Genomic DNA, 23,445 nt, shown 5'->3' with positions numbered 1-23,445 from the left:
GGTTCCTGAGCGTCCTTCGTCTCGCTCCGCTCGCTCAGGAACCGCGCAGCGAGGCGAAGGACCCCCACCGGTCCCTGAGCGAGGAGCGCAGCGACGAGACGAAGGGCGTCCCGATCCCGGCGAAGGAACCTCACCCACGAAGCGGAGCCCCCTCGGCTGGATCGCCCTCGCCGCCTCGATCGCCTTCGTGGTCGTCGCGCTGATCCTGCTCGCCGTCGGCGCCGCCGACGCCTTCTTCGGCGCCACCATGCTCGTGCTGCAGCTGGTGGTGCTGGGCCTCGCGATCGCCGCGGTCGTGACGCGGTCCGGGCGCATCCTGGGCGCCGTCGCGCTGACCATCGCGCTCGTGCTCAACGTCGGCACGATGGGGGCGCTGAGCGCCGTGCGCGTCGCCGCGACCGGATCCTACGAGGGCCACAAGACCGCGAAGCAGAAGCTGTGGGAGGCGTACCCCGGCATCAAGGACAAGGATCCGAGCGGGTTCCTGAACCAGCAATCGCTCGAGCAGCTCCAGGCTCTGGCCGACGAGACCATGGCCGACGTGCGCGCGCGGCTGACCGCCGAGTACGGATTGCAGTGGGTCAAGTCCGCCGACGCCCAGGAGCGCCCCGAGCGCAACGGCTACGGCGGGGAGTCGATGCTGGTGCGGTACAGCTCGGACGTATGGGCGACGACGACGCCCGTGACCGGCTACGCGCACAAGCTCGAGGTGATGCAGACGGTCGAGTCGGTGATCGAGCAGCACGGCTGGCGCAGCATGGTCGCCTTCAACGATCCCGCGAGCGGCGTGGATCCGACGATGATCTCGAAGATGTACGGCGGCGCCACCCCCGAGACCCAGGTGGACTGGGAGTGGTTCAGCGACGACGAGCCGGATCCGGGCTGGTTCTACGCCGACATCACCGACCTCGCCAACGACACCACCGGTGAGTACCGTGCGTCGCGCGAGCAGACCGCGAAGCGCACCGGGGAGCCGCTGGAGGGACTGCAGCTCGCCGTGGTCGGCCGCTACATGCTCAGCGAGAAGAAGGTCGACGACTTCACGAAGGCCCTGACGAAGTACCCGTGACCGGCGGTACCATCCGACGCGCGCGCCGGCGAGCGGCGAGCATCAGGAAGATCACGAGGCAGATCGCCAGGACGACTCCGGTGAAGATGATGAACGCGCTCGCCACGCCGACCACCTGGATGAGGAAGCCCTCGACGATCGCCGGCACGGAGATCGCGAGGTAGGCGACCACGAAGTAGGCAGCGATCGCTTCCCCGCGCCGCTCCGGCGGCGCGGCCACCGAGACCAGACGCGTGCCGCACATGAAGGCCAGGCCGAACCCCGCGCCGCTGACCAGCGCCCCCAGAACGCCCACCACCGCGATCGATGCCGCTGCGCCGACAGCGGTCAGCATCGTCCCGGTCGCGAGCGCGCTGACGGCGGCAGAGACAAGACCCTCATCGGGGACCGACGAGCAGAATCGAACCCAGAGATACTGGACGACCGCACCGAAGCCCTGTACTGCAAGGATCACCAGTCCCGGCACCAGCGGGCCGGAGAGTCCGACGAGAGACGTGGCGAGGGTGCCGCCGAGCGCGAGGTAGAGGCCCCCGACGGACCACGCGGCGATGACGCACATGGATGCCAGCACGAAGTCGGGTCGTGCGGCCGGCGGCACCGACAGTCGCTGCAGTCGCAGCCATCGGCCGGTCGTCTCCGTGTCGCGAGGCAGCACGGCGGCAACCGTGAGCGCACTCAGCAGACTCAATGCCGCCATGACGACGAACGGCATGCGCAGCCCTCCGCCCGCGCTGATGAGCGTTCCGGCGAGCACCGCCCCGGCGGCGATTCCCAACGACGTCGTCATGCTGTTGGCGGCGGACGACGCCGCGACATCGGCGCGCGGGTGGGTCTCCGCGAGCGCAGCGCCGGCGGCACCGGTGAGCATCCCCGCGGCAACACCCTGCACGAGCCGGGAGAAGATGAACACCGGCAGCCCGGGTGCGACGGCGAGTCCCAGCATCGACGCCGTGAGAATCAGCAGGCTCGCGATGAGCACCGGCCGCCGGCCGACGCGATCGGAGATTCCACCGGTTGTGAGCAGCGCGATGATCACGCCAAATCCATACGCTGCGTACGCGAACGTGAGCGCCAGCGGAGGGAACCCCCAGAGTTCAGCGAATCCGACGTATGTCGGCGACGGCGCGCCACTCGTCGCCAACGTGACGCCGATCGCTCCGCCCACCGTGACATATGCCCGCCAGCCCGCGGCGGTCGTCGTCTGCAGCATCGTGCTCGTCATATCTCCCCTTTGCATGTGTCATCGATCTCGCCACATCATCAGGGCCCACGGCCTTACGGGGTCGACGGTAGGCGGGACATCGAAACATGTCGAAGACCAAGACGGCGCACCGGCATAGGGTATGAGCTATGCCATCGGGCACCGGAGGACATGACGCGCTGCGACCGCGTCTGGATGACATCTCGGTGAGGCACCTCCGCTACGCCCTGGCCGTGTGCGAAGCGGGCTCGGTCTCCGCAGCGGCCGACGACCTCCGCGTCGCCCAGCCCAGCCTCAGCCAGCAGCTCCGCAAACTCGAGGGGCGTCTCGGAGTCCAACTGTTCGAGCGAACCCCTTCAGGGCTTATCCCGACAGCAGATGGCGGGGATTTCCTCGCTCGTGCGGCTGTCTTCCTGGTGAATCTGACCGATGCCGTCGAGGCGCTGACCCACACCGGCGGTCCGCTGAAGGTCGGCATTCCCTCGGGTATCCGTGTCGAGCTGGTCGGAAAAGTGGAAGGCCTGATCCGCAACGGCTATGGCGCTGAGCGTGTCGAGCTCGTGACCGGTTCTTCCGCGGATGTGGCTGCGCTGCTCGCATGCGGGCGCCTGACCTTCGGGCTCATCCGGGAACCATGCTCCCACTCGGCCCTCGTGACCGCGGTCGTCTCGGAGGATCCCCTCGGTGTGGTGGTCGGTCGTGACCATCCCCTCGCCGGCCGACGGTCTGCGACCTGGACGGCGGTGCGCGACATGCGACTCCTGTGGTTCGCCATGGATCGGGCACCGGAGTTCGCAGAGAGCGTCCTCGCCCATATCGCCGCACGCGGCTGGGTTCCAGAACTCGTTGCCGGACCCACCAGTCACGCCCTGTTCCAGCACCGGTTGCTGACCGAGAGCTCGATCGTCGCCCTCCGCCCCCAGTCGGCAGTCGATGCCGAACCACTGCTGCGGTGGCTGCCGTTCGAAGACGGGCCCCCCGTTGAGAGGGTGGCTCTGGCGGCATTGGCGGGGACGCGAGCTGCGGAGTTCCTGACGCAGCTCGCGCTATAGGGGATCGGATATAGCCGGTGGCGATCTCGATCTTTGCCGGGCAGGTGACCGTCGCCATACGATCGCGGCATTCGTTCTCGCCGAGCAAAGGACCATCATGCCCACCATTGCGATCACCCAGACGACCGGCGCCGATCGGACCACGCGCGCCGCGATCCTCAAGGCAGTCACCGCCGCGTACGCCGAGGCGAGCGGTGCCAACCCAACCAGCGTCTGGGTCACGATGACCGAGGTGGAGCGCGAGAACTGGGCCATCGGCGGCGAAACGCTCGCAGAGCGCGTCACGAAATAGCGGGCGCGGGAGATACCTCGCTCGGACGGAGTTCCCGCGCACACCCACGAGCCGGCACACGCGTGATCGGCGGGGCGCACCGCTATCGTCAAGACATGCAGATCTCCGCGCCGGAGCGCACCACCACTCGCCCTGCCCCCTTCGCGATCGACACCCGGGTCTGGGCCGCCGTACGGCTCGTCGGTGCGCTCGCCATCCTCGCCGCCGTGACGCACCAGCTCATCGTGACCGTGGGCAATGCGCTCGCGGCGACCACTCCGTACGGCTCGCACGTGCCGACCGTCGTGGCGAACTTCCTCAGCTTCTTCACGATCGAGTCCAACGTGTCGTCGGCGATCATGCTCATCGTCGTCGCCGTCTGGAGCCTCCGGACCGCCGCCAAGGACGGCGTTTCGTCTCGGGCGGCTTCGCCGTCCTCGCTCAACGACCCCGGTGTGGCCGTCGAACCGCGCGCGATCGCGATCCTGCTCGCCTGCGTCTCGACGTACATGATCGTCACCGGCATCGTCTACAACCTGCTGCTGCGCGGGATCGAGCTGCCGCAGGGCTCGACCGTCGCCTGGGCGAACGAGATGATGCACGTCGTGGGACCGCTGCTCCTGCTCGCCGACGTGCTGTTCGCGCCGCGCCGGCGCTGCCTCGGCTGGGGCGTGCTGGGGATCATCGCGGCCTTCCCGATCCTGTGGGCGGTGTACACGCTCGTGCGCGCGAACTTCATCATCAATCCGCGCACGGGTGAGGTCGGGTGGTACCCCTATCCGTTCCTGGATCCGGCCAACGTCGGCGGGTACCTCGGCGTCGCCGGCTACATCCTTGGCATCGCCGTCGCGATCCTCACCGTGGGCGCCGGCGTGATCTGGGTCTCCCGGCGCCGCGGCTCCTGAGGCGCACCGCACGGCCCGCTCCCACGAAGCGAGGAACCGCGCCGCTCAGGCCTCGACGCGGACGACCCGGGAGCGCAGCGCGCTGCCGACGGCCACCGCCGGCAGCAGCGCCGCACCGTCGAGCGGATCCGCGCTGCCCACGCGCACGTCCGCGCGGGGGATCCGGCGGTGCACGGCCTGGACGAAGGCGGCCGCGAGCACGGGCGACCCGAGCACACCCCCGATCGCGCGCACCCGCGGGGAAGCGTCCTTATCGTCCGCCACCTCGCCGACCCGGCGCAGGCCGCTGACCACGGAGTGCGCGAGCTCCTCGGCTGCCCCCTCGGAGATCGCGATCGACACCGCGTCCCCCGCGGCCGCGGCATCGGCGACCGTCCGCGCGAAGGCCGCGATCCGCTGCACCCTGCCCGGGTCGGCCTGCAGCTCGATGTAGGCCTCCTCCAGCACGGGGAACCGGGCGCGCACCTCCTCGGTCAGCGCCGTGGCGGGCCCGCGGCCGTCGTTCGCGCGGAGCACGGCGTCGAACGCCGCGCGGCCGATCCAGTAGCCGCTGCCGGCGTCGCCGAGCAGGTACCCCCACCCGTCCACCCGCGCCACCTCGGTGCGTCCCACCGCGAGCGTCACCACGCCGGTGCCGGAGGCGACCACCGCGCCCCGGCCGTCGCCCAGGGCGCCGAGGAAGGACGTGATGGAGTCGTGGGCGAGGCTCAATGACCGCGCACCGAGAGACGCCGCCGCGGTCAGGAGGGCCCGTGCGTCGAGCCCATCCTCGGTGAGCCCGGACGTGCCGATCCCCACGGCCGCGGCCGTGCACCCGCGCCGGGAGGCATCGGCGAGCACCTCGGCGAGCTGCGGCAGCAGCGGGCGATCCGTGCGCAGCGCCGGCCTCGCCCACTCGTCGGCGACACCGGCGGGAGCGACGTGGCGGACCTTGATGCTGCTCTGACCCGCGTCGATCGCGAGCAGGCCGCCCGCGGTGGACGTGAAGGCCGGGGCGGCGGGCGGAGTGCTCATGCGCGCATGCGCCTTTCGGTCGGGACGGAGCCGCCTCACGGCGGAGGCGGCTCCGTCGAGGCGTCAGCGGACGCCGATGGCGGAGATCTCGGTGCGGCCCTCATTCACGAAGAGGTTGAGGCCGCGCACCTGGCCGAGCAGCGCCTGGCAGTCCGCGCTCAGTGTCGTGAGGTCGATCACGATCGCGTCGCTGCCGGTGTGCGAACCGGATCCTGCCCAGGCGGCCGGTGCCGTCTCGCACCAGGTCCAGTTCGGGCCGAGCTGCAGGGCCGCCTTCATGGCGACGCCGGTGGTGGCGGGCACGTCGACGATGAGCTTCGTACGGGAGCTGAAGTCCTGTCCGCCCGGGCCGCTGACCCAGTCGCCCCCGGAGCCGGCCTGGACCACGAGCCGGCCGTTCTCGGCCGTGGCCGTACCGCCGTTGGTCTGCCAGTCGGGAACGGCCCAGCCGTGCGCGCCGTCGGAGAAGTCCACCACCGGCGCCGGGCGGTTCGCCCGCACGATCACGTCGGTGCGCTGCAGCCAGCGAGCCAGCACGGCGCGGGAGATGCGCCCGTTCACCCCGAACTCCGTCGATGACGCCGGTTCGACCACGCCCGCGGACACCGCCCAGGCCACCGCGGGCGCGGAGGCTGCGGGAACGTCCTCGAACGTCGGCCCGTTCGCCACGACGGGCGAGCCGGCGCGCTGCCAGAGCGCCATGGTCACGGCGAGTCGCCGGGCCGAGGCCGGAGCGGGAGCCGTGACCCCCGCGGCCTTGTCGTACGCAGCGAAGACGCGCGCAGCCTCGTCATCCTTCACGGCCCGGGTCGGGTGGAAGGCGCCGTTCTTGTCGCCGAGGTCGATGACGCTGTCGTGCAGCCACTGGATCGCGGCGTAGTCGGGGTCGTCACGCGGGACGTCGGTGTACGTCGTGGGCGGGGGCGTGCCGACCACGGCGCGGAGGCCGTCGAGCACGATGGATCCGCCGGTCGCCGCTCCCGAGACGGCGTTCACGTAGACGTTGAACTGGGTCACCTGCGCGAGCAGGTCCTGGGTGAGCACGGCACCGGCGTGCGCGGTGTCCCACGGAGCCGGGTGCCAGTCCGAGAACGGGATGTCGACGAGCGACGCGGTCGTGCCCGCCAGCGACGGGTAGGCCTCGAACGTGACGCCGCCGGCGACCACCTGCAGCACGAGCTTGTTGTCCGAGCCGTCGGGGTGGATCCACGCCTGGAAGTCCCAGAAGCCCGACCAGTCCGCGGTCAGCTGCTTGCCGAACCCGGTGTAGCTCTGGGTCGCGAACGAGTAGTCGAGCTGCAGCGCCTGCGTGCCATCGCCGACCGGGGTGGCCGCCGAGGCTTTCACGAGCGAGATGGTGTTGGAGTTGTACTTCACGTACGCGCTGCGCAGCGCCGCGTCGTCGCCGTACCCCTCGAAGTCGTCGACCTGACCCGGAGCCATGACGGGCGCCGGCCCGACCACGACCGAGGACGCGGTGCTCGCGAGCTCGGTGCCGCCGGCGTAGACATGCAGGGTCAGCCCGTGCGTCGCGTTGGTGCGCAGCTCGACCGGGACGTTCCATGTGCCGGTCCACCACAGGGATCCGGGTGCCGGCGCGGTGAGATCGACGACCTGCGAGGTGCCGTCCACCGAGACGGTGACGTTGTCGACGCCGGTGTCGTGCTGCACCGATGCGAGGATCTGCTGCGTCGTGCCGGCGACCCGGGATCCGCCCGCCGGGCTCGCCAGGTGCGCCACCGGCTCGGTGGGCAGCGCGTCGACCGTGTGGGTGAGCACGTCGGCGGGCAGGTCCTTCGCGAACAGCGTGTACGGGTCGTCGTAGTACGCCTGGAAGTCGGGCAGCATCTCGCCGGAGGTGGGGATGTACGGCGTCGTGGTGCCGCCGAAGTCGGCCCAGGTGAGCATGTACGCCGACCGCGACGCCCGCGGATCTGCCGTGATCGCATTCAGGACGTCCTCGTACCAGTGCACGTTCTTGTTCTGGCCGTCGGGCTGCACCCCGCCGGTGATGCCGAACTCGGTGAACGCGCTGATCTTGCCGCGCGCGTCGGCCAGGTCGGCGATCATCCCGAGGTCGGAGACGAGCCCGGCGAGGAACGTGCTGTCCGCGGCGGCGTCGTAGGTGTCGTAGCCCAGCACGTCGACGAAGTCGTCGCCGGGATAGGTGCGCAGGTACTGGTCGGCGCTGCCGCCGAAGCCGCCACCGGGCGAGAACGCGTAGAGCAGGTTGTGCACGCCCTTCAGGTCGCGCAGGTACTCCACGGTGTAGCGGTACAGCTCCGCGTATTCGCCGGGGGTCCCGAAGGCCGCACCCCACCAGAACCAGGATCCGGCGTTCTCGTGCCAGGGCCGGAAGATGATCGGGATGGCGTGGCCGTTCGCGTCCGTCGCATGCGTCGCCGCCATCGCGATGTGGTCGAGGAACGCGTTCAGGTCGGCGTTGTGCGCGCCGCCCGGAAGGACCGAGCGCAGCGCGTCGCCGGAGGTGTCGTAGAAGTCGCCGCCGGTGGCGAAGTTCGGCATGTGCGCGCTCAGCGTGGCGATGCCGCCGAGGTCGTGCGCCTGACGGATCGCGTTCGCGAGGGTGAGCGCGTTCTGATCCTGCGTCGCGCCGGCATCGCCGGGCTTCTCCTTGCCCTCGATGATGAGCGTGTCGAAGCCGAAGACGGCCGGGTAGTCGCCCACAGCCGCCTTCACGTCGCTGGAGACCCCGTCGGGAGTCGTGAACGTGGTGCCGTAGTCGGTGTCGTGCTGATGACCGAACAGGATCCCGGTGCCGCGCATGTCGCGCAGGTAGGAGAACAGGCTGCGGGTCTCCGGGGTGGCGTCGCCGTCGACCAGGTCGACCGGGGCCGCGCTCGTCGCGGCGGGCAGGGACGCGGCCGGCGCACGCAGGGCCGCCGAGGCGTGCGCCGGCATGAGCAGCCCGGCGAGGACGAGGGCCGCCGTGGCGACGGCCGTGAAACGGGGGATGCGACTCATCGTCGAGTCTCCTTCGGTGGGATGGGGTGCGGGGTGCAGGTGACGCACGGCTCCTTCGACGGGCTCAGGGACCGGTGCGGATCCGTCAGCGGGTCTTGGCGAGGTAGGTGTCGCGCAGGAACGCCGCGGCGGGCTTGCCGTAGGGGCAGTAGTCGTCGTTGGCAGCGGCCTCGGACAGCGGGTACAGCCGCGGGGGCCAGTCCCACAGCATGAATCCGCGCATCCAGGGCCGCCGGTCGCAGGCGTCGAACATGGCGCGGTAGTAGCGCAGCTGCTCATCGCCCGACGGCGCTCCGGGCAGACTCCAGTCGTTCGGCTTCTCCGGCGACCCCACGCGGGACGGGCAGCCGGCCTCCATGAAGAAGAAGGGCTTGCCGGAGGCCTGCACGACCCGCGCGATGCGGTCGAGCTCGGCGTCCCAGCGCTCGATCGGGTAGTAGCCGCTCGAGGTGATCACGTCGACCGCGTCCCACCAGGTGACGTGGTCCTCCTGGTACTTGTCGCAGTTGTACGCGACGACGCCGGAGTACACCTCGCGAACGGCGGCGACGAGCGCGCGCCACTCGGCCTCGCGGCCGTCAGCGCGCACCATCTCGCAGCCGATGCAGAGCATCTCGCAGCCCTCGGCCGCGGCGATCCGCGCCGCGTGCAGGATGAACTCCGCGTAGGCGGCGAACCACTGGCCCCAGCTCGGCTCCCCCGGCACGTCCCAGTCGAAGAAGCCGACGTAGGCGCGCCAGGTGCCGTCGCTCACGTTCACGACCGGCTTCAGGCACACCTTCAGCCCGTGCGCCTTCGCCTCGCGGATCGCCCAGACGATCTCCTCCTCGCTGACCGTGGGCGCCTGGTCCCACGGCATCGTGAGGGACTGCGCGGTCTCCTGTTCGACGGCGTAGGCGAGCGCGGTCCAGTTCACGCCCTGCTCAGCCATGAGCCGCATCGACGCGGCCGCCTCCGGGGCGGCCCAGGTGCCGCGCACCCCGGTCCAACCCCAGGTCATGCCGGCGACGTACGGCTCGAGCACGCCGAGGTCGGGGCCGCTCATCCGGTCACCAGCTCGTTCGCTGTCCGCACCACGCGGGGATCAGTCAGGAGCTGCGGATCCAGCTCCGCGCCGTGGCGGACCAGGAACACCGCGGTCTCGCCGGGGAGGAGCGTGACGAGCCCCTTCTCGGTGACGGCGTTGGGGTCCGCCTTGTCCACGAGCAGGGTCAGGTCGCGCAGCAGCGTCCGCGCGGTGATCCGCACCTCGCTGCCGCCGTTCACCGGCGCGACCTCGGCCGCGTAGCCCGCAGCGGGGAGCGCCGAGTCGCGCGGCTCCGCGAAGTAGCGGAAGCCACGCTCCACGGGCACGGCGCCCTTCGTCTCGCTGCGCTCGCTCAGGGACCGGTCGCTGCGCTCGGGCACGGCGCCCTCCGCGGACCGGTCGTGCACGTCCGCGACGAGCAGTTCGGCCGCAGGATCCCCCGCCACGGCGACGGACGCCTCGAGCGGGACGGTGAGCGAACCCCGGGCGGGCACCGACACGGGCACGGTCTGCGTGGCGAGCCCGGATCCGTCGAACGCGAGCCTGCGCACCACGAGAGAACCTTCCCAGGCCTCCCCGGTGTCGTTGCCCAGCACCGCGACCAGGCCCTCATCGCGCGACTGGATCGTCACGACGCGCGGCGCGAACGCGGCCTTCAGCGCGTACCAGAGCGGCTTGAGCCGCTCGTCGCCGTCGATCGCCGCCCACGAGGTCACCGGCCAGCAGTCGTTGAGCTGCCACACCACGGCGCCCATGGTGTGCGGCGCAAGGGAGCGGAAGTGGTCGAGCGCGAACCGCACCGCGTGCGCCTGGTTCAGCTGCATCGCCCAGTGCCAGTCCTCCATGTCGGCGGGAACCCGGAAGTGCGGCAGCAGGCCGGTGGTGAGCTTGACGTTGCCCTCCATCGCCTTCTGGTGCACGATCATGCCCGGCGACTCGGGAGTCAGCGGGGCGTCGGTCACCGAGCGGGTCAGGGTGGACCACGCCGGAGGGCCCTGCCACCCGAACTCGGCCACGAATCGCGGCCGGTGCTCGGCGTAGGTCGGGTAGTCGCGGCGGTTCCACTGCTCCCACAGGTGCATGGTGCCGTGCGGCTCGGCGTTCGGATGCGGGGTCTCGCCGTCGGGCCGGGTCGGGCTGAACGGGCTGCCCGGGCTGTACGGCACGTGCGGCGCCAGCTCGCGCACGAGCGCGGGGAACAGCTCGTGGTAGTAGTAGGCACCCCAGGTGGCCCCGTCGAGGTACTGCTTCCAGCCCCAGTCCTCGTATCCCCACAGATTCTCGTTGTTGCCCGTGAACAGCACCAGCGAGGCGTGGTCGGCGAGGCGCACGATGTTCTCCCGCGCCTCCGCCTCGATCTCGCCGCGCAGCGGCTCCTCCTCCGGATAGGCGGCGCAGGCGAACAGGAAGTCCTGCCAGGTCAGCAGGCCCAGCTCGTCGCACAGCTCGTAGAAGTCGTCCGACTCGTAGATCCCGCCGCCCCACACCCGGATGAGGTTGAGGTTGGCGGCGAGCGCCTGCCGCAGCCGCCGCTCGTACCGCGCACGGTCCACGCGGACGGGCAGCGCGTCGTCCGGGATCCAGTTCACGCCCTTGACGAACACCCGCTGACCGTTCACGACGAGCGTGAACGGCGTGCCGTCCGCGTCGGGAGCGGTGTCCCACTCCACCGTGCGGAAGCCCACGCGGCGCACCACCGCGTCCAGGTCGCCGCGCACGTGCGGCGGCTCCTCCCGGATCGAGACGTGGACGTCGTAGAGCGGCTGCTCGCCGTAGCCGGCCGGCCACCAGCGCTCCAGGCCGGCCGTCTCGACGGCGACGACGGCGGTGTCGGAGCCGGCGTCGACGAGCGCCTCGCCGCGGGATCCGCCCAGGGTCGCCGTCACGACGAACGCACTGGACGCATCGGCCGACGCGCGTTCGACGCGCACCGTGGCCTCGACGCGTCCGCCGCCGACCGTGGGGGTCGCCGCGATCCGCACCTCGGCGAGGCGCGCGACCGACCAGGACTCCAGGCGCACCGGCCGCCAGATCCCGCTCGTGTACGTCGCGATGCCCCAGTCCCAGCCGAAGTTCGCGGCCGACTTGCGGATCGCCTCGTACGGCAGCGGATAGGGGCGGGGCCGGGGGCCGAGCTCGAGGCTCTGCGCATTCGCGTACCGGATCGGCGAGCGGAACGCCACCTCCAGCACGTTGTCGCCTTCGATGAGGAGATCGCGCACGTCGACGCGATACGAGCGGTGCTGGTTCGCCGCCTCCAGGACGACGCGACCGTTCAGCGTGACCGTGGCGACGGTGTCCAGTCCGTCGAAGACGAGATCGTGCCGCTCATAGCCTTCGGCGGTCCACGCGAAGCGGGACTCGTACGTCCAGTCGACGAGGCCGATCCAGGCCAGCAGCGCCTCGTTGTCGTCGAGGTAGGGATCCAGGATGAGCCCTGCGGCGAGCAGGTCGGTGTGCACGCAGCCGGGCACGGTCGCCTCGACGGATCCTTCCCGCAGCGCCTCCTCCAGGTGCGCGGGCACCGGGCCGTCGGCCGCGCGCAGGCGCCAGCCCGCATGCAGGTCGCGGCGCTGCACGCGCATCGGGCCGGCCTCGGGGATCCGGTCGGTCAGCTCGGAGGTCAGGGTCATTTCACGGCTCCCGTCATCAGGCCTCGGTAGATCCACTTCTGCAGCAGCAGGAACGCGATGAGCGACGGGATGATCACGAGCAGGGTGCCCGCCGCGATCACCTCCCACTGGGTGTTGGTCGCGCTCTTGAAGTTGTAGAGCGTCGTCGACACGAGACCCTCGCTGGGCAGGTAGAGGAACGGCGTGTAGAACTCGTTGTAGATGCCGATGCCCTTGATGATCACGACCGTGGCGATCGCGGGCTTGAGCAGCGGCAGGATGATCCGCCAGTAGATCGTCCAGCGGTTGGCGCCGTCGAGCATCGCAGCCTCGTCGAGCGATTCCGGGATCGACTGCATGAACTGGATGAACAGATAGATCGCGATGATGTCGGTGCCGGTGAACATCAGGATCAGCGCGCCCTTGGTGTCGTAGAGTCCCAGGCCGTTGATGAGCTGGAACGTGGCGACCTGGCTGGTGACCGAGGGCACCAGGGTGGCGATCATGAACAGCGCCGTGACGAGGCCCTTGCCGCGGAACCGGAAGCGGTCCAGCGCGTAGGCGGCCATGGATCCGATGAAGATCGTGCCCACGAGCGAGACGGCCAGCACGATCGCGGTGTTCACGAAGCCCTCGAGCATGTGGCCCTTGACGAACGCGGTCACGAAGTTGCCGATGTCGAACCAGTTGCTCGGCGGCGTCAGCGCGTCGGTGCGGTGGTACTCCTTCGACGGCTTGAAGCTCGCGAACAGGATCGCGACCATCGGCAGGAGGGTGAAGAACGCCGCGATCAGCAGGCTGAGGTACTTGGCGGCCTGGGCGCTGATGCCGCGCAGGCGGATCCACGCCAGGGACGGCGTGCGGCGGCCGTCGGCCTGCCGCGATGCGATGGTGCTCATGCGAGGTCCACCTTCTCGTCGGGGAAGAGCTTGCGCTGGATCCAGGTGACCAGCAGGACGATGATCAGCAGCACGACGGCCATCGCGGACGCGAGCCCGACATGCGTGTAGACGAACGCGGTCTGCACGGTCTTGATGACGAAGGTCGTGGTGCCGTTCGCGCCGCCGGTCATGATGAACGGCGTCTCGAACGCGGCCAGCGAACCGGAGATGCCGAGGATGAGACTGAGGCCGACCACTCGGCGGATGCCCGGGAAGATGATGGCCCAGAACTGCTGCCACCGGCTCGCGCCGTCCAGGTCCGCCGCCTCGTAGAGCTCGCCGGGGATCGACTGGATCGCGCCGAGGAAGAGCACGAAGTTGAGCCCCGTGTAGCGCCAGACCGAGGTGCTGGCCAGCGACCAGTTCGCGATGGAAGGATCGCCCAGCCACTGCGGCGGGTGCGTCACGCCGAACCAGCTCAGCACGATGTCGAGCGAGCCGCCCTGCTGGAACACGTACTGGAACATGAAGGCGATCGCGACGCCGTTGATGAGGTACGGGAAGAAGAGGATCCCGCGGAACAGGTTCGAGAAGCGGGTGCTGAAGCTGAGGATCGTGGCGAAGTACAGGGCCAGGGCCATCTGCACGAAGGTCGCCAGGAAGTAGTAGACGCTCACGAGAAACACCCGGAAGATGTCGGGGTTCGAGAACACCTGGACGTAGTTGTCCAGGCCGATGAACGTCTTGTCCTGATCGAACCCGTCCCAGCTCGTGAAGCTGTAGTAGATGAGGTTCACCGCCGGCCAGTAGGTGAGCAGCAGGAGCAGGCCGAGGGCCGCCGCCAGGAAGAACCAGGGGGTGAGCTGGGTGAGGATCCGCCGGCGGCCCGTGGGCTCCGGGCGCCGCTTGTCGAAGCGGCGCCCGGAGACTGCGGGGATGGCGGAGGTGCTCGCCGGCGTGGCACTCGGAGCCGAGATCGCCATGAGATGTCCTCCGTAGGGATTCGGTCGTTACTTGACGAGCTGCTTCACGGCCGCGCCCCACTGGGTGTTGAGCTCGGCGAAGTAGCTGTCCTTGGTGCCGTCGGCCGCGCCGCGTGCGATGTCGACGAGCTTCTGCCGGTACGTCTGTCCGTAGATGTCGATCTGCGCCTGGTTGGCGACGTCGCTGAGCAGGCTCTCCTTGCCCTTGGGCGCCGGAGCCGGCTCGATGAGCTTCACGCCCGCGTCGGACAGGCCGGTCAGGTTCTTGGGCAGCGGTGCGCTCTTGACGGGCGAGACCATGCCCTGGTCCTGGGTGTAGGACGACTTCTCGGCGAACCACGTGATCCAGGCCTTGGCGGCCGCCTTGGCGTTGGAGTGCTTGCTGATCGCGTTGTTGTAGTCGCCGTCGTTCGTGGCGTACTGGACGCCCTTCACGTTCGCGGGGAACGCCATGTAGCCGATGTCGTCAGCGGAGGCGCCGGCCTTCACCGCCGCGGCCTGCATCTGCGAGACGGCCCAGGATCCGAGCACCATCGCACCGACCTTGCCGGTGCCGAGCTGGGTCTTGGATCCCTCCCAGTCGGTGGAGAGCGGGTCGGGCTCGGTGAGCTTCTCGTGGACCGAGTCGAACAGCAGCGAGTCGATCGCGTAGATGTCCGTGCCCTCGGTCCACGGCTTCGGGTTCTCCGCCATGTGCAGCGCGGCATCCGGGTCGTTCGTGATGGCGCCGAGGCTGCCCATGCCCTGCGAGAGCGGCCAGCCGTCCTTGTAGTTGGTGTAGAGCGGGATGGCGCCGGTCTTGTCCTTGATGAGCTTGAGGTCGGCGAGCCACTCGTCCTCGGTCTTGGGCAGGGTGGTGATGCCGGCCTTCTCCCAGACCTTCTTGTTGTAGACGATGCCGTTCGCATTGCCGCCGGTGGAGAGGCCGTACTGTGTGCCGTCGAAGGAGGACTTCGCGGTGTAGCGGAACGTCGAGGAGTAGTCGCTGGTCTTGCCCAGCGGCTCGAAGAACTGCTTGTACTGGCTGGGCTTGACGGCGGCGGGGATCGCCAGCACGTCGCCGTACTTGCTGCCGTTCAGGCGCGTCTTGATCGAGTTCTCGTAGTCGTTGACGCCCTCGAACTTGACGGTGACGTCGGGGTAGCTCTTCTTGAACTCGGCGGCGTACTTGTCGAACGTGCCGTCCGAGACGAGGTCGGTGCGGTTGGTGAGGACGGTGATGGTGCCCTTCGCCGGGCCATCGGTGCCGTTGGAGCCGCCGCTGGACGAGCAGCCGCTCAGTGCGACGGCCGCGACGGCGAGCGCCGCGGCTGCTGTCAATGCCTTCTTTGCCATGTCTGACTCCTGTCGGGTTCTTCCTTGAACGGGATCGTCGGTGAGACGAGAGAGCGGGTGGTGCTTCGCAGTACTTAAGCGCATAATCTTTGAAGACGCAAGCAGCATGTCGACGGCGCTTCTCGGATCCGCGGATCCCGGGCATCCTGGAAATGACATGTGATCAGGCGGTCTCATACCGCCGAACGGATCCGGATTCCACTGTCATCATCCGGTTACGAACATCTCGATTCGCAGGAGGACCCCGCATGACCACGGATCCGATCGTTCTGGACGCGCACGGCACGTCCCTCGTCATCGACGCATCGAGCCCGGGGCTGCCCGCGGTGCTGCACTGGGGCGCCTCCCTCGGGAGCGCGGCCTTCGACGGCGACGCCCTGCGCAGTGCGCTGAGCCGGCAGACGCCGCCCGCCACCCTCGACGCCGCGTGGGAGGTCTCGCTCTCACCTCAGGAGGCGGAGGGGTGGTCGGGACGCCCTGGCCTGCAGCTGCGCCGGGACGGCGTGCAGCTGCGCCCCCGCTGGCGGATCGCGACGGCGTCGCCGCGAGGCGCCGACGATGTGCGGGCGGACCGGTTGGAGACCACGTCGATCGACGATGCGTCCGGACTCAGCCTCACGATCCGGATCGGCATCGAACCGGGCGGAGTGGTACGGGTCGGCCAGACGCTGCGGCACGACGGCGGCTCCGGACGCATCGATGTGGACTGGCTGGAGAGCATCCTGCCGGTGCCGACGACCGCCGACCACCTGCTCACGTTCGACGGCCGGTGGACGCGCGAGAAGCGCCCTGTCGTGACCGCGATGACCGCCGGCGCGACCGTCCGGCAATCCCGGCGGGGGCGCCCGGGCCACGACGCCCCCACGCTGATGGCCGCCTCGGTCGGCGCGCCGCGCTTCGCCGACGGCCGGATCTGGGCCGCGCACGTCGCCTGGTCGGCGGACGTCACCTACCGGGTGGACCGGATCACCGACGCGGTCACCCAGCTCGGCGGCGGCGAGCTGCTGCGGCCCGGCGAGGTCGCGCTGGAGCCCGGCGGCGAGTACGTCGCGCCCGACGTCCTGTTCGCGTACTCCGCGGACGGCATGGACGGGATCGCGGCAGCGCTCCACCACTGGCTGCGGGCGCGGACCGCGCACCCCCGCACAGCGCGACCGTTCGTGCTGAACACCTGGGAGGCGGTGTACTTCGACCACGACCCGGAGCGGATCATGGCGCTCGCCGAACGCGCCGCATCCGTCGGCGTGGAACGGTTCGTGCTCGACGACGGCTGGTTCGCGGGGCGTCGCGACGACACGACGAGCCTCGGCGACTGGATCGTCGACCGCACCGCATGGCCGCAGGGCCTCGCCCCGCTCGCCGCGCGGGTGCACGAGCTGGGCATGCAGTTCGGCCTCTGGTTCGAACCCGAGATGGTGAGCCTGGACTCCGACCTCGCCCGCAGCCATCCGCACTGGCTGCTGCACGATCCGCGGCACCTGGAGCACGATCCGCGGCTGTCCTGGCGCACCCAGTTCGTGCTCGACCTGGCGAACCCCGGGGCGTACGCCCACGTGCTCGGCCAGATCTCCGCGCTCGTGGGCGAGCTGGGCATCGACTTCATCAAGTGGGACCACAACCGCGATCTCGTGGAGGCCGTGCACGACGGCCGGCCGGGAGTGCACGCTCAGACGCACGCCCTCTACCGACTGCTCGAGGAGCTGAAGGGGCGGCATCCCGGCCTGGAGATCGAGTCCTGCTCCTCGGGCGGCGCCCGCACCGACCTCGGGATCCTGCAGCGCACCGACCGGGTGTGGGCGAGCGACTCGAACGACCCGGTGGAGCGGCAGGACATCCAGCGCTGGACCGGGCTGCTGCTGCCGCCCGAGCTCGTCGGCGCACACGTGGGCCCCGGCACCTCGCACAGCTCCGGCCGGGTCACGCCGCTGTCCTACCGGATGGCGACGAGCCTGATGGGATCCGCCGGGCTGGAGTGGAACATCCTCGACTGCACAGAGGACGAGCTCGCCGCGATCGACGCCTTCGGCCGGCTCTACAAGGAGCTGCGCCCGATCGTGCACACCGGCACCACGCTGCACCCTGTGGTGCGCGACCCCGCGTGGAGGATCACGGCCTTCGTCGCCCCCGAGCGCGAGGCGGCCGTCGTCGTCGCCGCGACGGTGGCGAGCCTCGAGGACGCCCGTGCGGAGCGGCTCCGCCTCCCGGGACTGGACCCCGCCCGGCGGTACCGCGTGCGGGTGCGCCGCGAGATCGGCGACGCCGCGTACGGGTGGATCGCACCCCCGTGGTTCACGTCCGGCGAGGTGGAGCTGTCCGGGGCGGCGCTCGCCGAGCTGGGTCTGCAGCTGCCGACGCTGTGGCCGGTGCAGGCCTTCGTGCTGCACCTCGAAGCGGTGTGAGCGCGGTGCCGAGCGGTCGGGACCGCCTGCGGCGACGACCGCGTCGTCAGGACCGTGCCGGTGCGGGGCCCGTGGAGCCGCGCAGCACCAGGGACGGTGTCGAGTCGAGGAAGGCGCCCGACGCGCCCTCGTCCATCACCTGGAACAGCCGCCGGGCGACATGCGCACCGTATCCGACCACGTCGTGGCTCAGCGCGGTCAGGGCCGGGGCGGTGTAGCGGCACACGACCGAATCGTCCCAGGCGATGACCGAGGCGTCGTCGGGCACGCGCAGCCCTGCCGCCGCGAACTCGCCGAGGCTCGCGATCGCCATGATGTCGTTGTCGTAGACGAAGGCCGTCGGCCGCTCCTCCTCCGCGAGGGCGCGGCGGGTGGCCTCCGCTCCGCGCTCCGGCGAGTAATCGGTCTCCAGGAGGATGCCCGAGCAGGCGTGCTGGGCGACCGCTGCGAGGAAGGCCTCATCGCGGATGCGCGAGTGCGACAGCTCCGGGGTGCCGCCGATGCGCGCGATCCGGCGATGGCCGAGAGCGGCGAGCGCCTCCACCGCCTCACGCATGGCCGCCGCATCGTCGGTCCACACCGCGGGGAGCGAGCCCACGTAAGCCGGGTCCCCGACCGCGATGCTCGCCAGAGGTGCGCCCTTCTCGAGCTCCGCGATGCGCGGATCGTGCGTGCGGATGTCGACCAGGATCACCCCGTCGACGCGCCGCGCCCGCCGCCACTGCCGCAGCGCGCGCAGTTCGGCATCGAGGTCCGGAACCACCTGCAGCAGCAGTCCGTAGTCGCGCCGGGAGAGCTCGCTCTCGATGCCGGTGAGGAACTGCATGTAGAACGATTCGACGCCCAGGTTCCCCGGATCCCGGGCCAGCGCGAGCCCGATGGTGTGGGTCTTGGCTCCGGCGAGCGCGCGAGCCGCGCTGGTGGGCGCCCAGCCGAGCTCGTCGGCGATCGCGAGGATGCGGGTGCGGGTCGCCTCGGAGACGCCCTTGCGTCCGTTCAGCGCGAAGGAGACCGCCGCAGACGAGACGCCGGCGCGCGCGGCGATGTCGTCCACGGTGACCGCGCGCTTCGCCTGCTTGCCGATTCCCACGTCTGAAGGCTACCCGGCGCGGTCCGGGTCCCGGCCGTTCAGCCCTGGCGCATCCGCTCGGCGAGCCACGCGGCTTGGCGCTGCCAGTGCACGCCCTGGCCGCCCTCGTGCTCGTTGAACGCGTACTCCGCCACCTCGACCGGCGCCCCGTGATGGTTCGCCGCCGCGTACACGGTGGACGGCGGGCAGATCGGATCCATGAGCGCCACCGAGAACAGCGCCGGCGCCGTGGCGCGGCGGGCGAAGTTCACTCCGTCGAAGTAGGACAGGGTGGCGAAGCTCTGCGCGGCCGCGTCCCGGTGCACCGAGAGATAGCGCACGACCTCGTTGTACGGGTCGTTCTCGGTGAGGCCCACGGCGCGCTCGAAGTGACACAGGAACGGCACGTCCGGCATGGCCCCGACCAGGCCCTCGGACAGGCCTGCTGCGGCGATCGCGATGCCGCCGCCCTGACTGCCGCCGGTGACGGCGACGCGGGTCTCGTCCACGATGTCGAGCCCGCGCAGGGCGTCGATGAGCAGCACCGCATCGGTGAACACGCGCCGGTAGTAGTAGTCGTGCGGATCCTCGATGCCGCGCGTCATGAAGCCGGGCACGGCCGGGCCTGCGCCGTGCGGATCCGGCGTCGCACCCGGCGTGCCCCAGACACTGCCCTGCCCGCGGGTGTCCATGAACGCCCAGGCGTAGCCCGCCGCGGCCCAGGCCAGTCGCTCGTGCGGGAGGCCGCGTCCGCCGCCGTAGCCGTTGTACTCGACGACGGTGGGCAGCGGCCCCTCGGCGCCCGCGGGCACGACGAACCATCCGCGCACCTCGTCGCCCGCGTACCCGCTGAAGCGCAGGTCGTAGACGTCGAACACCGTCAGCGGGCCCTCCACCCGGGTGAGCACCGGCGGCTTCGCGACTGCGCGGGACTCCTCCAGCGTGCGCTGCCAGAACGCGTCGAAATCGGCCGGGTCCGCCACGTCCGGGCGGTAGGTGCGGAGCTCTTCGTCGGGCAGATCGAAGCGGGGCATGGCGTCCTTTCCGAAGGGCGCATCGTGGTGCGCTGCGTCGAGATTACCCGGGTGCGAGTCGGCACTGAGCGGATGCCGGCGCGAGCGGCGGACATGGATCCGGCCCGCCCTCCCAGGATGAGAGAGCGGGCCGGTGACTCGGGGCGCAGGACGGGAGGCTCAGCGCCAGGTGTCGTCGAGCGTGAGCGATCCGCCCGAGCCGGTGGTCACGCTGCGGTTCGGGTCGCTCTCCCAGGTGACGTTCCCCGCCGCGTCCTTGCGGATGTACTTGTACTCGATGGTCGTCGAGCCGGGCAGGGTGACCGACCCGGTGAAAGTGCCGTCGCCGACGGCGGTCAGCGGGATCGCCGCGTCCGGGCTCCAGCTGCCGAGCGCCGGCACGCTGCCGACGATGTACGCGGTCTGCCCGGCGTCGAGCGTGGCGTGCAGCGTGACCGCGGCATCGACCGTGGCGCCGGCGTTCCAGCCGTCGTTGAACGCGAGAGCGCCGTCGGCGGGCACCGTCGCGGTGCGGGTCGAGCGCGACTCCCACTCGACCGTGCCGTCGGCCGCCAGCTTCACGTACTTGTACTCGAACGCGGTGCCCGCGGGGATCGCGGCCGAGCCGCGCCACACCGGGTAGCCGGCGGGCGAGAGCGCGAGGCCCTTCGCCGGGTCCCAGGCGCCGAGCGCGGGGTCGCTGCCCACGACGACGAGCTGCTGTCCGGCGTCGACCGACGCGTAGGCGGTGAACGTCACGGCCGCGGCGGGGGCCGCCGTGGGCTTGCTGACGCGCGAGTCCTTCGAGATCGCCAGCGCCGACAGGCCCGGCACGGTCGTGGCGAGGGATCCGTCGGCCGCCACCGTCACGGACGGCCCGGTGCAGTGGTTGCCCACCACACGGCCGGTCACGAGGTTGCAGTACGTGCCGGCGGCGAGCCCGGTGTCGAAGGTGCGGGTGAGGGATCCGCTCTCCTTGTTCACGACGACGTACCCGGCGCCCTCACGGGCGAAGGCGATCGCGTCGGATCCGTCGCTCCACCACCGGGTGACCGCGGTGCCGGCCGTGGTGGCTCGGAAGCCCACCATGCCCACGGTGGAGGCGGTGCGGTCCTGGCACAGCCAGCCGCCGACGCCCGAGGTCGCGGTGTTGCACGCCACCGGCAGCACGTTCCCGTCGGCGTCGGACACGGGCCCCGCGTCGGTGCTGGTGAAGTGGTAGCTCGACAGCACGAGCGGGTGCCCGTAGGGCCAGGCGAGCTCGAACACCGTCGCGAGGTCGTTCAGCGCGCCGTCCTTGTAGGTGACCGAGCCGCCCGAGCCGTCGCGCTCGGTGTCGTGGCTGTCGGTGTAGACCACCGAGGTGTCGGAGGCGTTGAACCCCCAGGCCTCGCCGAACAGGTTCAGCCAGGAGAGGGACCCGGTCTTGAAGACGCGGGAGATCTGCGTGCCGTAGCGGTCCTCGATGACGCTGCCGACGGGCAGGTACTCGCTCTTCTGGATGGGGCCGCCGTCGAGCACCTCCTGATAGATGTACGCGGGCCGGGTGAGCTTGGCGGTGATCGCCTGCAGGTCGGCCGCGGGGATGTGCTTGGCCGCGTCGAAGCGGAAGCCGTCCACGCCCTGCGCGAGCAGCGAGTTCAGGTAGCCGGCGAGCGTCGTGCGGACGTGCTCGGTCTCGGTCGCGAGGTCGGAGAGGCCGAGCAGCTGGCAGTTCTGGATCTCCCAGCGGTCGTTCCAGTTCGCGATGTCGTCGTTGCCGTTGCGTCCGCAGTGGTGGAAGTCGTCGTAGCCGTACAGGCCCGGGTAGTCGTAGTAGCCGTAGGTCGAACCGTCGCTGCCGACGCCGCCGTCCTTCTGACCGCTCATGTGGTTGAGCACCGCGTCGACGTAGACCCGCACACCCGCGCGGTGGCAGGCGTCGACCATCTTGGCGAACTCCTTGGGCGTGCCGTAGCGGCTCTGCAGCGAGTACGAGACGGGCTGGTACGCCTGCCACCACGGGTAGCCCTGATCCTTCAGCTCCACGTGCGCCTGCGGGGGCGACACCTGCACGGCGCCGTAGCCGGCCGGCCCGAGCACGTGCGTGCACTCGTCCGCGACCGACTTCCACGGCCACTGGAACAGGTGCGCTGTCACGTCCTTCGTCGCCGCGCCGGCGGGATCCCCGGCCGGCGCCTGCGCCGCTGCGGCGGTCGGCGTCGCGGCCATGGCGGCCGGCGCGACCAGCACCGGGGAAGCGATCAGCGCGACGGCGGCGAGCACGGTCGCGACTCTGCGGGGGATCTGTGTCATCGTCGACTCCTTGCCGCGCGGCGGGCGCGCGCGATCGTGCACAAAGCTAGCACCGCACCGGCGCCAGTGCAAGCGTTTCCAGCTTGTCGCGGGCTTTCCCGCAAAACTGGGATCCACCCCTTGCGCTGCTCCCCACTCAACAATGCAAGCGTTTCCAGTGCGACAGCAATGCCCCCTCTGCCTGGGCTCGATCGCATGGCCACCCAACCCGGGGGCATGCCATTTGAATGGTATTGTGATGGCATGAAGGCGACCATGGACAAGGCAGGGCGCATCGTGATCCCGGCAGTGTTGCGCGAGCGGCTCGGCATGGTTCCGGGTCCGGTGGATCTGATCCTCGATGGCGGGAACATCGTCGTTCAGGTCGAGGCGCACGATGACTTCGAGGTCGACGACGACGGCCGCCTGGTGCTCCCCGCAACGGGTACGCCGCTGACCACGGAGATGATCCGGGAGCTGCGCCTTGCCGACCAACGCTGACTATCTGCTCGACAGCAGCACGGCGATCGCCCTGCTCAGCCCGGACCATCCGTCGCACATCGACGTCAAACGGGCCTGTGCAGGACAGCGCCTGGGTCTGGCCGGCCACGCGATGTTCGAGACGTACTCCGTGCTCACTCGCCTGCCCGGCGCCGCCCGCCGGACCCGTGCGGCCGCCCAGCGGTACATCGGCACGGAGTTCGTCGCATCCGTGGCGCTGCCGACGCAGGTCGCGCTCGGGGCCCTCGCAATCTTCGCCGACGCGAGCATCGCTGGCGGCGCCGTCTACGACGGCCTGGTGGGACTGGCCGCCAAGGCCGCAGGGATCACGCTGCTCTCCTGCGACCGTCGTGCGGTGCCCACCTACGCCGCCCTGGGCGTCGACGTCCGCCTCGTCTGAGCCCGAAGCGGGCGGATTCCACCAGCTCAACGCCCGTCGAAACCCGCGAAACGCCGCCGATAGACTGGATCCCATGTCCAAGGTCCTCCAGTCCCTGCCCGTCGGCGAGCGCGTCGGCATCGCTTTCTCGGGAGGGCTCGACACCTCCGTGGCCGTCGCGTGGATGCGCGACAAGGGCGCGGTGCCCTTCACGTACACGGGCGACCTGGGCCAGTACGACGAGGACGACATCGCGTCGATCCCGGGCCGTGCACTGGAGTACGGCGCCGAGGCCTCGCGCCTCATCGACTGCAAGACCGCGCTCGTCGAGGAGGGCTTCGTCGCCCTGAGCTGCGGCGCGTTCCACATCCGCTCCGGCGGCAAGACCTACTTCAACACCACGCCGCTGGGCCGTGCCGTCACCGGCACGCTGCTCGTGCGCGCCATGAAGGAGGACGGCGTCGACATCTGGGGC

The 23,445-nt window shown here is 70.3% G+C and carries 19 protein-coding genes; 8 read left to right on the top strand and 11 right to left on the bottom strand.

What is annotated here, in order from left to right:
• The first annotated feature begins 187 nt into the window (after nt 1–187).
• Nucleotides 188–1,069: a hypothetical protein gene (locus ACYQ1L_RS00615; RefSeq protein WP_460002252.1), complete on the top strand. Its 882-nt coding sequence runs from the start codon at nt 188–190 to the stop codon at nt 1,067–1,069.
• Here the strand turns inward: ACYQ1L_RS00615 and ACYQ1L_RS00610 are convergent.
• Nucleotides 1,041–2,291, bottom strand: a complete 1,251-nt coding sequence (locus tag ACYQ1L_RS00610; RefSeq protein ID WP_460002250.1) for an MFS transporter — start codon at nt 2,289–2,291, stop codon at nt 1,041–1,043. The genes ACYQ1L_RS00615 and ACYQ1L_RS00610 overlap by 29 nt on opposite strands.
• A 128-nt stretch (nt 2,292–2,419) precedes the next feature.
• On the opposite strand from ACYQ1L_RS00610, the gene ACYQ1L_RS00605 reads away from it, so the two are divergent.
• The 3 genes from ACYQ1L_RS00605 (at nt 2,420) to ACYQ1L_RS00595 (ending at nt 4,498) form a co-directional block, all read left to right on the top strand.
• Nucleotides 2,420–3,322, top strand: coding sequence for a LysR family transcriptional regulator (locus ACYQ1L_RS00605; RefSeq protein WP_460002249.1), 903 nt, complete (start codon nt 2,420–2,422; stop codon nt 3,320–3,322).
• A gap of 97 nt (nt 3,323–3,419) precedes the next feature.
• The gene (locus ACYQ1L_RS00600) at nt 3,420–3,614 is read left to right on the top strand and encodes a tautomerase family protein (RefSeq protein WP_460002248.1); all 195 of its coding nucleotides are present in this window, start codon (nt 3,420–3,422) and stop codon (nt 3,612–3,614) included.
• 95 nt (nt 3,615–3,709) lie between these two features.
• The gene (locus ACYQ1L_RS00595) at nt 3,710–4,498 is read left to right on the top strand and encodes a Pr6Pr family membrane protein (protein WP_460002247.1); all 789 of its coding nucleotides are present in this window, start codon (nt 3,710–3,712) and stop codon (nt 4,496–4,498) included.
• A gap of 45 nt (nt 4,499–4,543) precedes the next feature.
• Here ACYQ1L_RS00595 and ACYQ1L_RS00590 read toward each other — a convergent pair whose 3' ends face one another.
• The 7 genes from ACYQ1L_RS00590 to ACYQ1L_RS00560 form a co-directional block, all read right to left on the bottom strand.
• On the bottom strand, nt 4,544–5,512 hold the full coding sequence (locus ACYQ1L_RS00590; RefSeq protein WP_460002246.1) for an N-acetylglucosamine kinase: 969 nt from the start codon (nt 5,510–5,512) through the stop codon (nt 4,544–4,546).
• 63 nt (nt 5,513–5,575) lie between these two features.
• Nucleotides 5,576–8,497, bottom strand: a complete 2,922-nt coding sequence (locus tag ACYQ1L_RS00585; RefSeq protein ID WP_460002245.1) for a glycosyl hydrolase — start codon at nt 8,495–8,497, stop codon at nt 5,576–5,578.
• A gap of 85 nt (nt 8,498–8,582) precedes the next feature.
• A complete protein-coding gene (locus ACYQ1L_RS00580; protein ID WP_460002244.1) occupies nt 8,583–9,542 on the bottom strand; it encodes a glycoside hydrolase family 113 in 960 nt (319 codons plus the stop codon).
• On the bottom strand, nt 9,539–12,157 hold the full coding sequence (locus ACYQ1L_RS00575; protein ID WP_460002243.1) for a glycoside hydrolase family 2 protein: 2,619 nt from the start codon (nt 12,155–12,157) through the stop codon (nt 9,539–9,541). Before ACYQ1L_RS00575 ends, ACYQ1L_RS00580 begins: the two co-directional genes overlap by 4 nt.
• The gene (locus ACYQ1L_RS00570; protein ID WP_460002242.1) at nt 12,154–13,035 is read right to left on the bottom strand and encodes a carbohydrate ABC transporter permease; all 882 of its coding nucleotides are present in this window, start codon (nt 13,033–13,035) and stop codon (nt 12,154–12,156) included. Before ACYQ1L_RS00570 ends, ACYQ1L_RS00575 begins: the two co-directional genes overlap by 4 nt.
• Nucleotides 13,032–14,000, bottom strand: a complete 969-nt coding sequence (locus tag ACYQ1L_RS00565; RefSeq protein ID WP_460002241.1) for a carbohydrate ABC transporter permease — start codon at nt 13,998–14,000, stop codon at nt 13,032–13,034. The genes ACYQ1L_RS00570 and ACYQ1L_RS00565 overlap by 4 nt, the downstream gene beginning before the upstream one ends.
• Before the next feature lie 27 nt (nt 14,001–14,027).
• Nucleotides 14,028–15,335 carry an ABC transporter substrate-binding protein gene (locus ACYQ1L_RS00560; RefSeq protein WP_460002239.1) on the bottom strand — a complete coding sequence of 436 codons (1,308 nt, stop codon included), beginning with the start codon at nt 15,333–15,335 and terminating at the stop codon, nt 14,028–14,030.
• A gap of 248 nt (nt 15,336–15,583) precedes the next feature.
• On the opposite strand from ACYQ1L_RS00560, the gene ACYQ1L_RS00555 reads away from it, so the two are divergent.
• Entirely contained in the window at nt 15,584–17,734 is a 2,151-nt protein-coding gene (locus ACYQ1L_RS00555) for an alpha-galactosidase (RefSeq protein ID WP_460002238.1), read from the top strand.
• Nucleotides 17,735–17,780: 46 nt separating this feature from the next.
• Here the strand turns inward: ACYQ1L_RS00555 and ACYQ1L_RS00550 are convergent, their stop codons facing one another.
• From ACYQ1L_RS00550 to ACYQ1L_RS00540, 3 genes are all read right to left on the bottom strand, one after another.
• Nucleotides 17,781–18,824: a LacI family DNA-binding transcriptional regulator gene (locus ACYQ1L_RS00550; protein WP_460002237.1), complete on the bottom strand. Its 1,044-nt coding sequence runs from the start codon at nt 18,822–18,824 to the stop codon at nt 17,781–17,783.
• A 38-nt stretch (nt 18,825–18,862) separates the two neighbouring features.
• On the bottom strand, nt 18,863–19,837 hold the full coding sequence (locus ACYQ1L_RS00545) for an acetylxylan esterase (protein WP_460002236.1): 975 nt from the start codon (nt 19,835–19,837) through the stop codon (nt 18,863–18,865).
• A gap of 159 nt (nt 19,838–19,996) precedes the next feature.
• Nucleotides 19,997–22,111 (bottom strand): carbohydrate-binding module family 20 domain-containing protein, encoded by a 2,115-nt coding sequence (locus ACYQ1L_RS00540; protein ID WP_460002235.1) that lies wholly within the window; start codon nt 22,109–22,111, stop codon nt 19,997–19,999.
• 243 nt (nt 22,112–22,354) lie between these two features.
• Here ACYQ1L_RS00540 and ACYQ1L_RS00535 point away from each other — a divergent pair, with 243 nt between their 5' ends.
• The 3 genes from ACYQ1L_RS00535 to ACYQ1L_RS00525 form a co-directional block, all read left to right on the top strand.
• The gene (locus tag ACYQ1L_RS00535; RefSeq protein WP_460002234.1) at nt 22,355–22,591 is read left to right on the top strand and encodes an AbrB/MazE/SpoVT family DNA-binding domain-containing protein; all 237 of its coding nucleotides are present in this window, start codon (nt 22,355–22,357) and stop codon (nt 22,589–22,591) included.
• Nucleotides 22,575–22,991 carry a PIN domain-containing protein gene (locus tag ACYQ1L_RS00530; protein ID WP_460002232.1) on the top strand — a complete coding sequence of 139 codons (417 nt, stop codon included), beginning with the start codon at nt 22,575–22,577 and terminating at the stop codon, nt 22,989–22,991. The genes ACYQ1L_RS00535 and ACYQ1L_RS00530 overlap by 17 nt, the downstream gene beginning before the upstream one ends.
• 73 nt (nt 22,992–23,064) lie before the next feature.
• On the top strand, nt 23,065–23,445 hold a 381-nt coding region (locus ACYQ1L_RS00525), incomplete at its 3' end, for an argininosuccinate synthase domain-containing protein (protein WP_460002230.1).

The organism is Microbacterium xylanilyticum, assembly GCF_054654695.1.
Note: the sequence above shows the minus strand (reverse complement) of the source record. Positions and strands in the feature narration are given on the sequence as shown.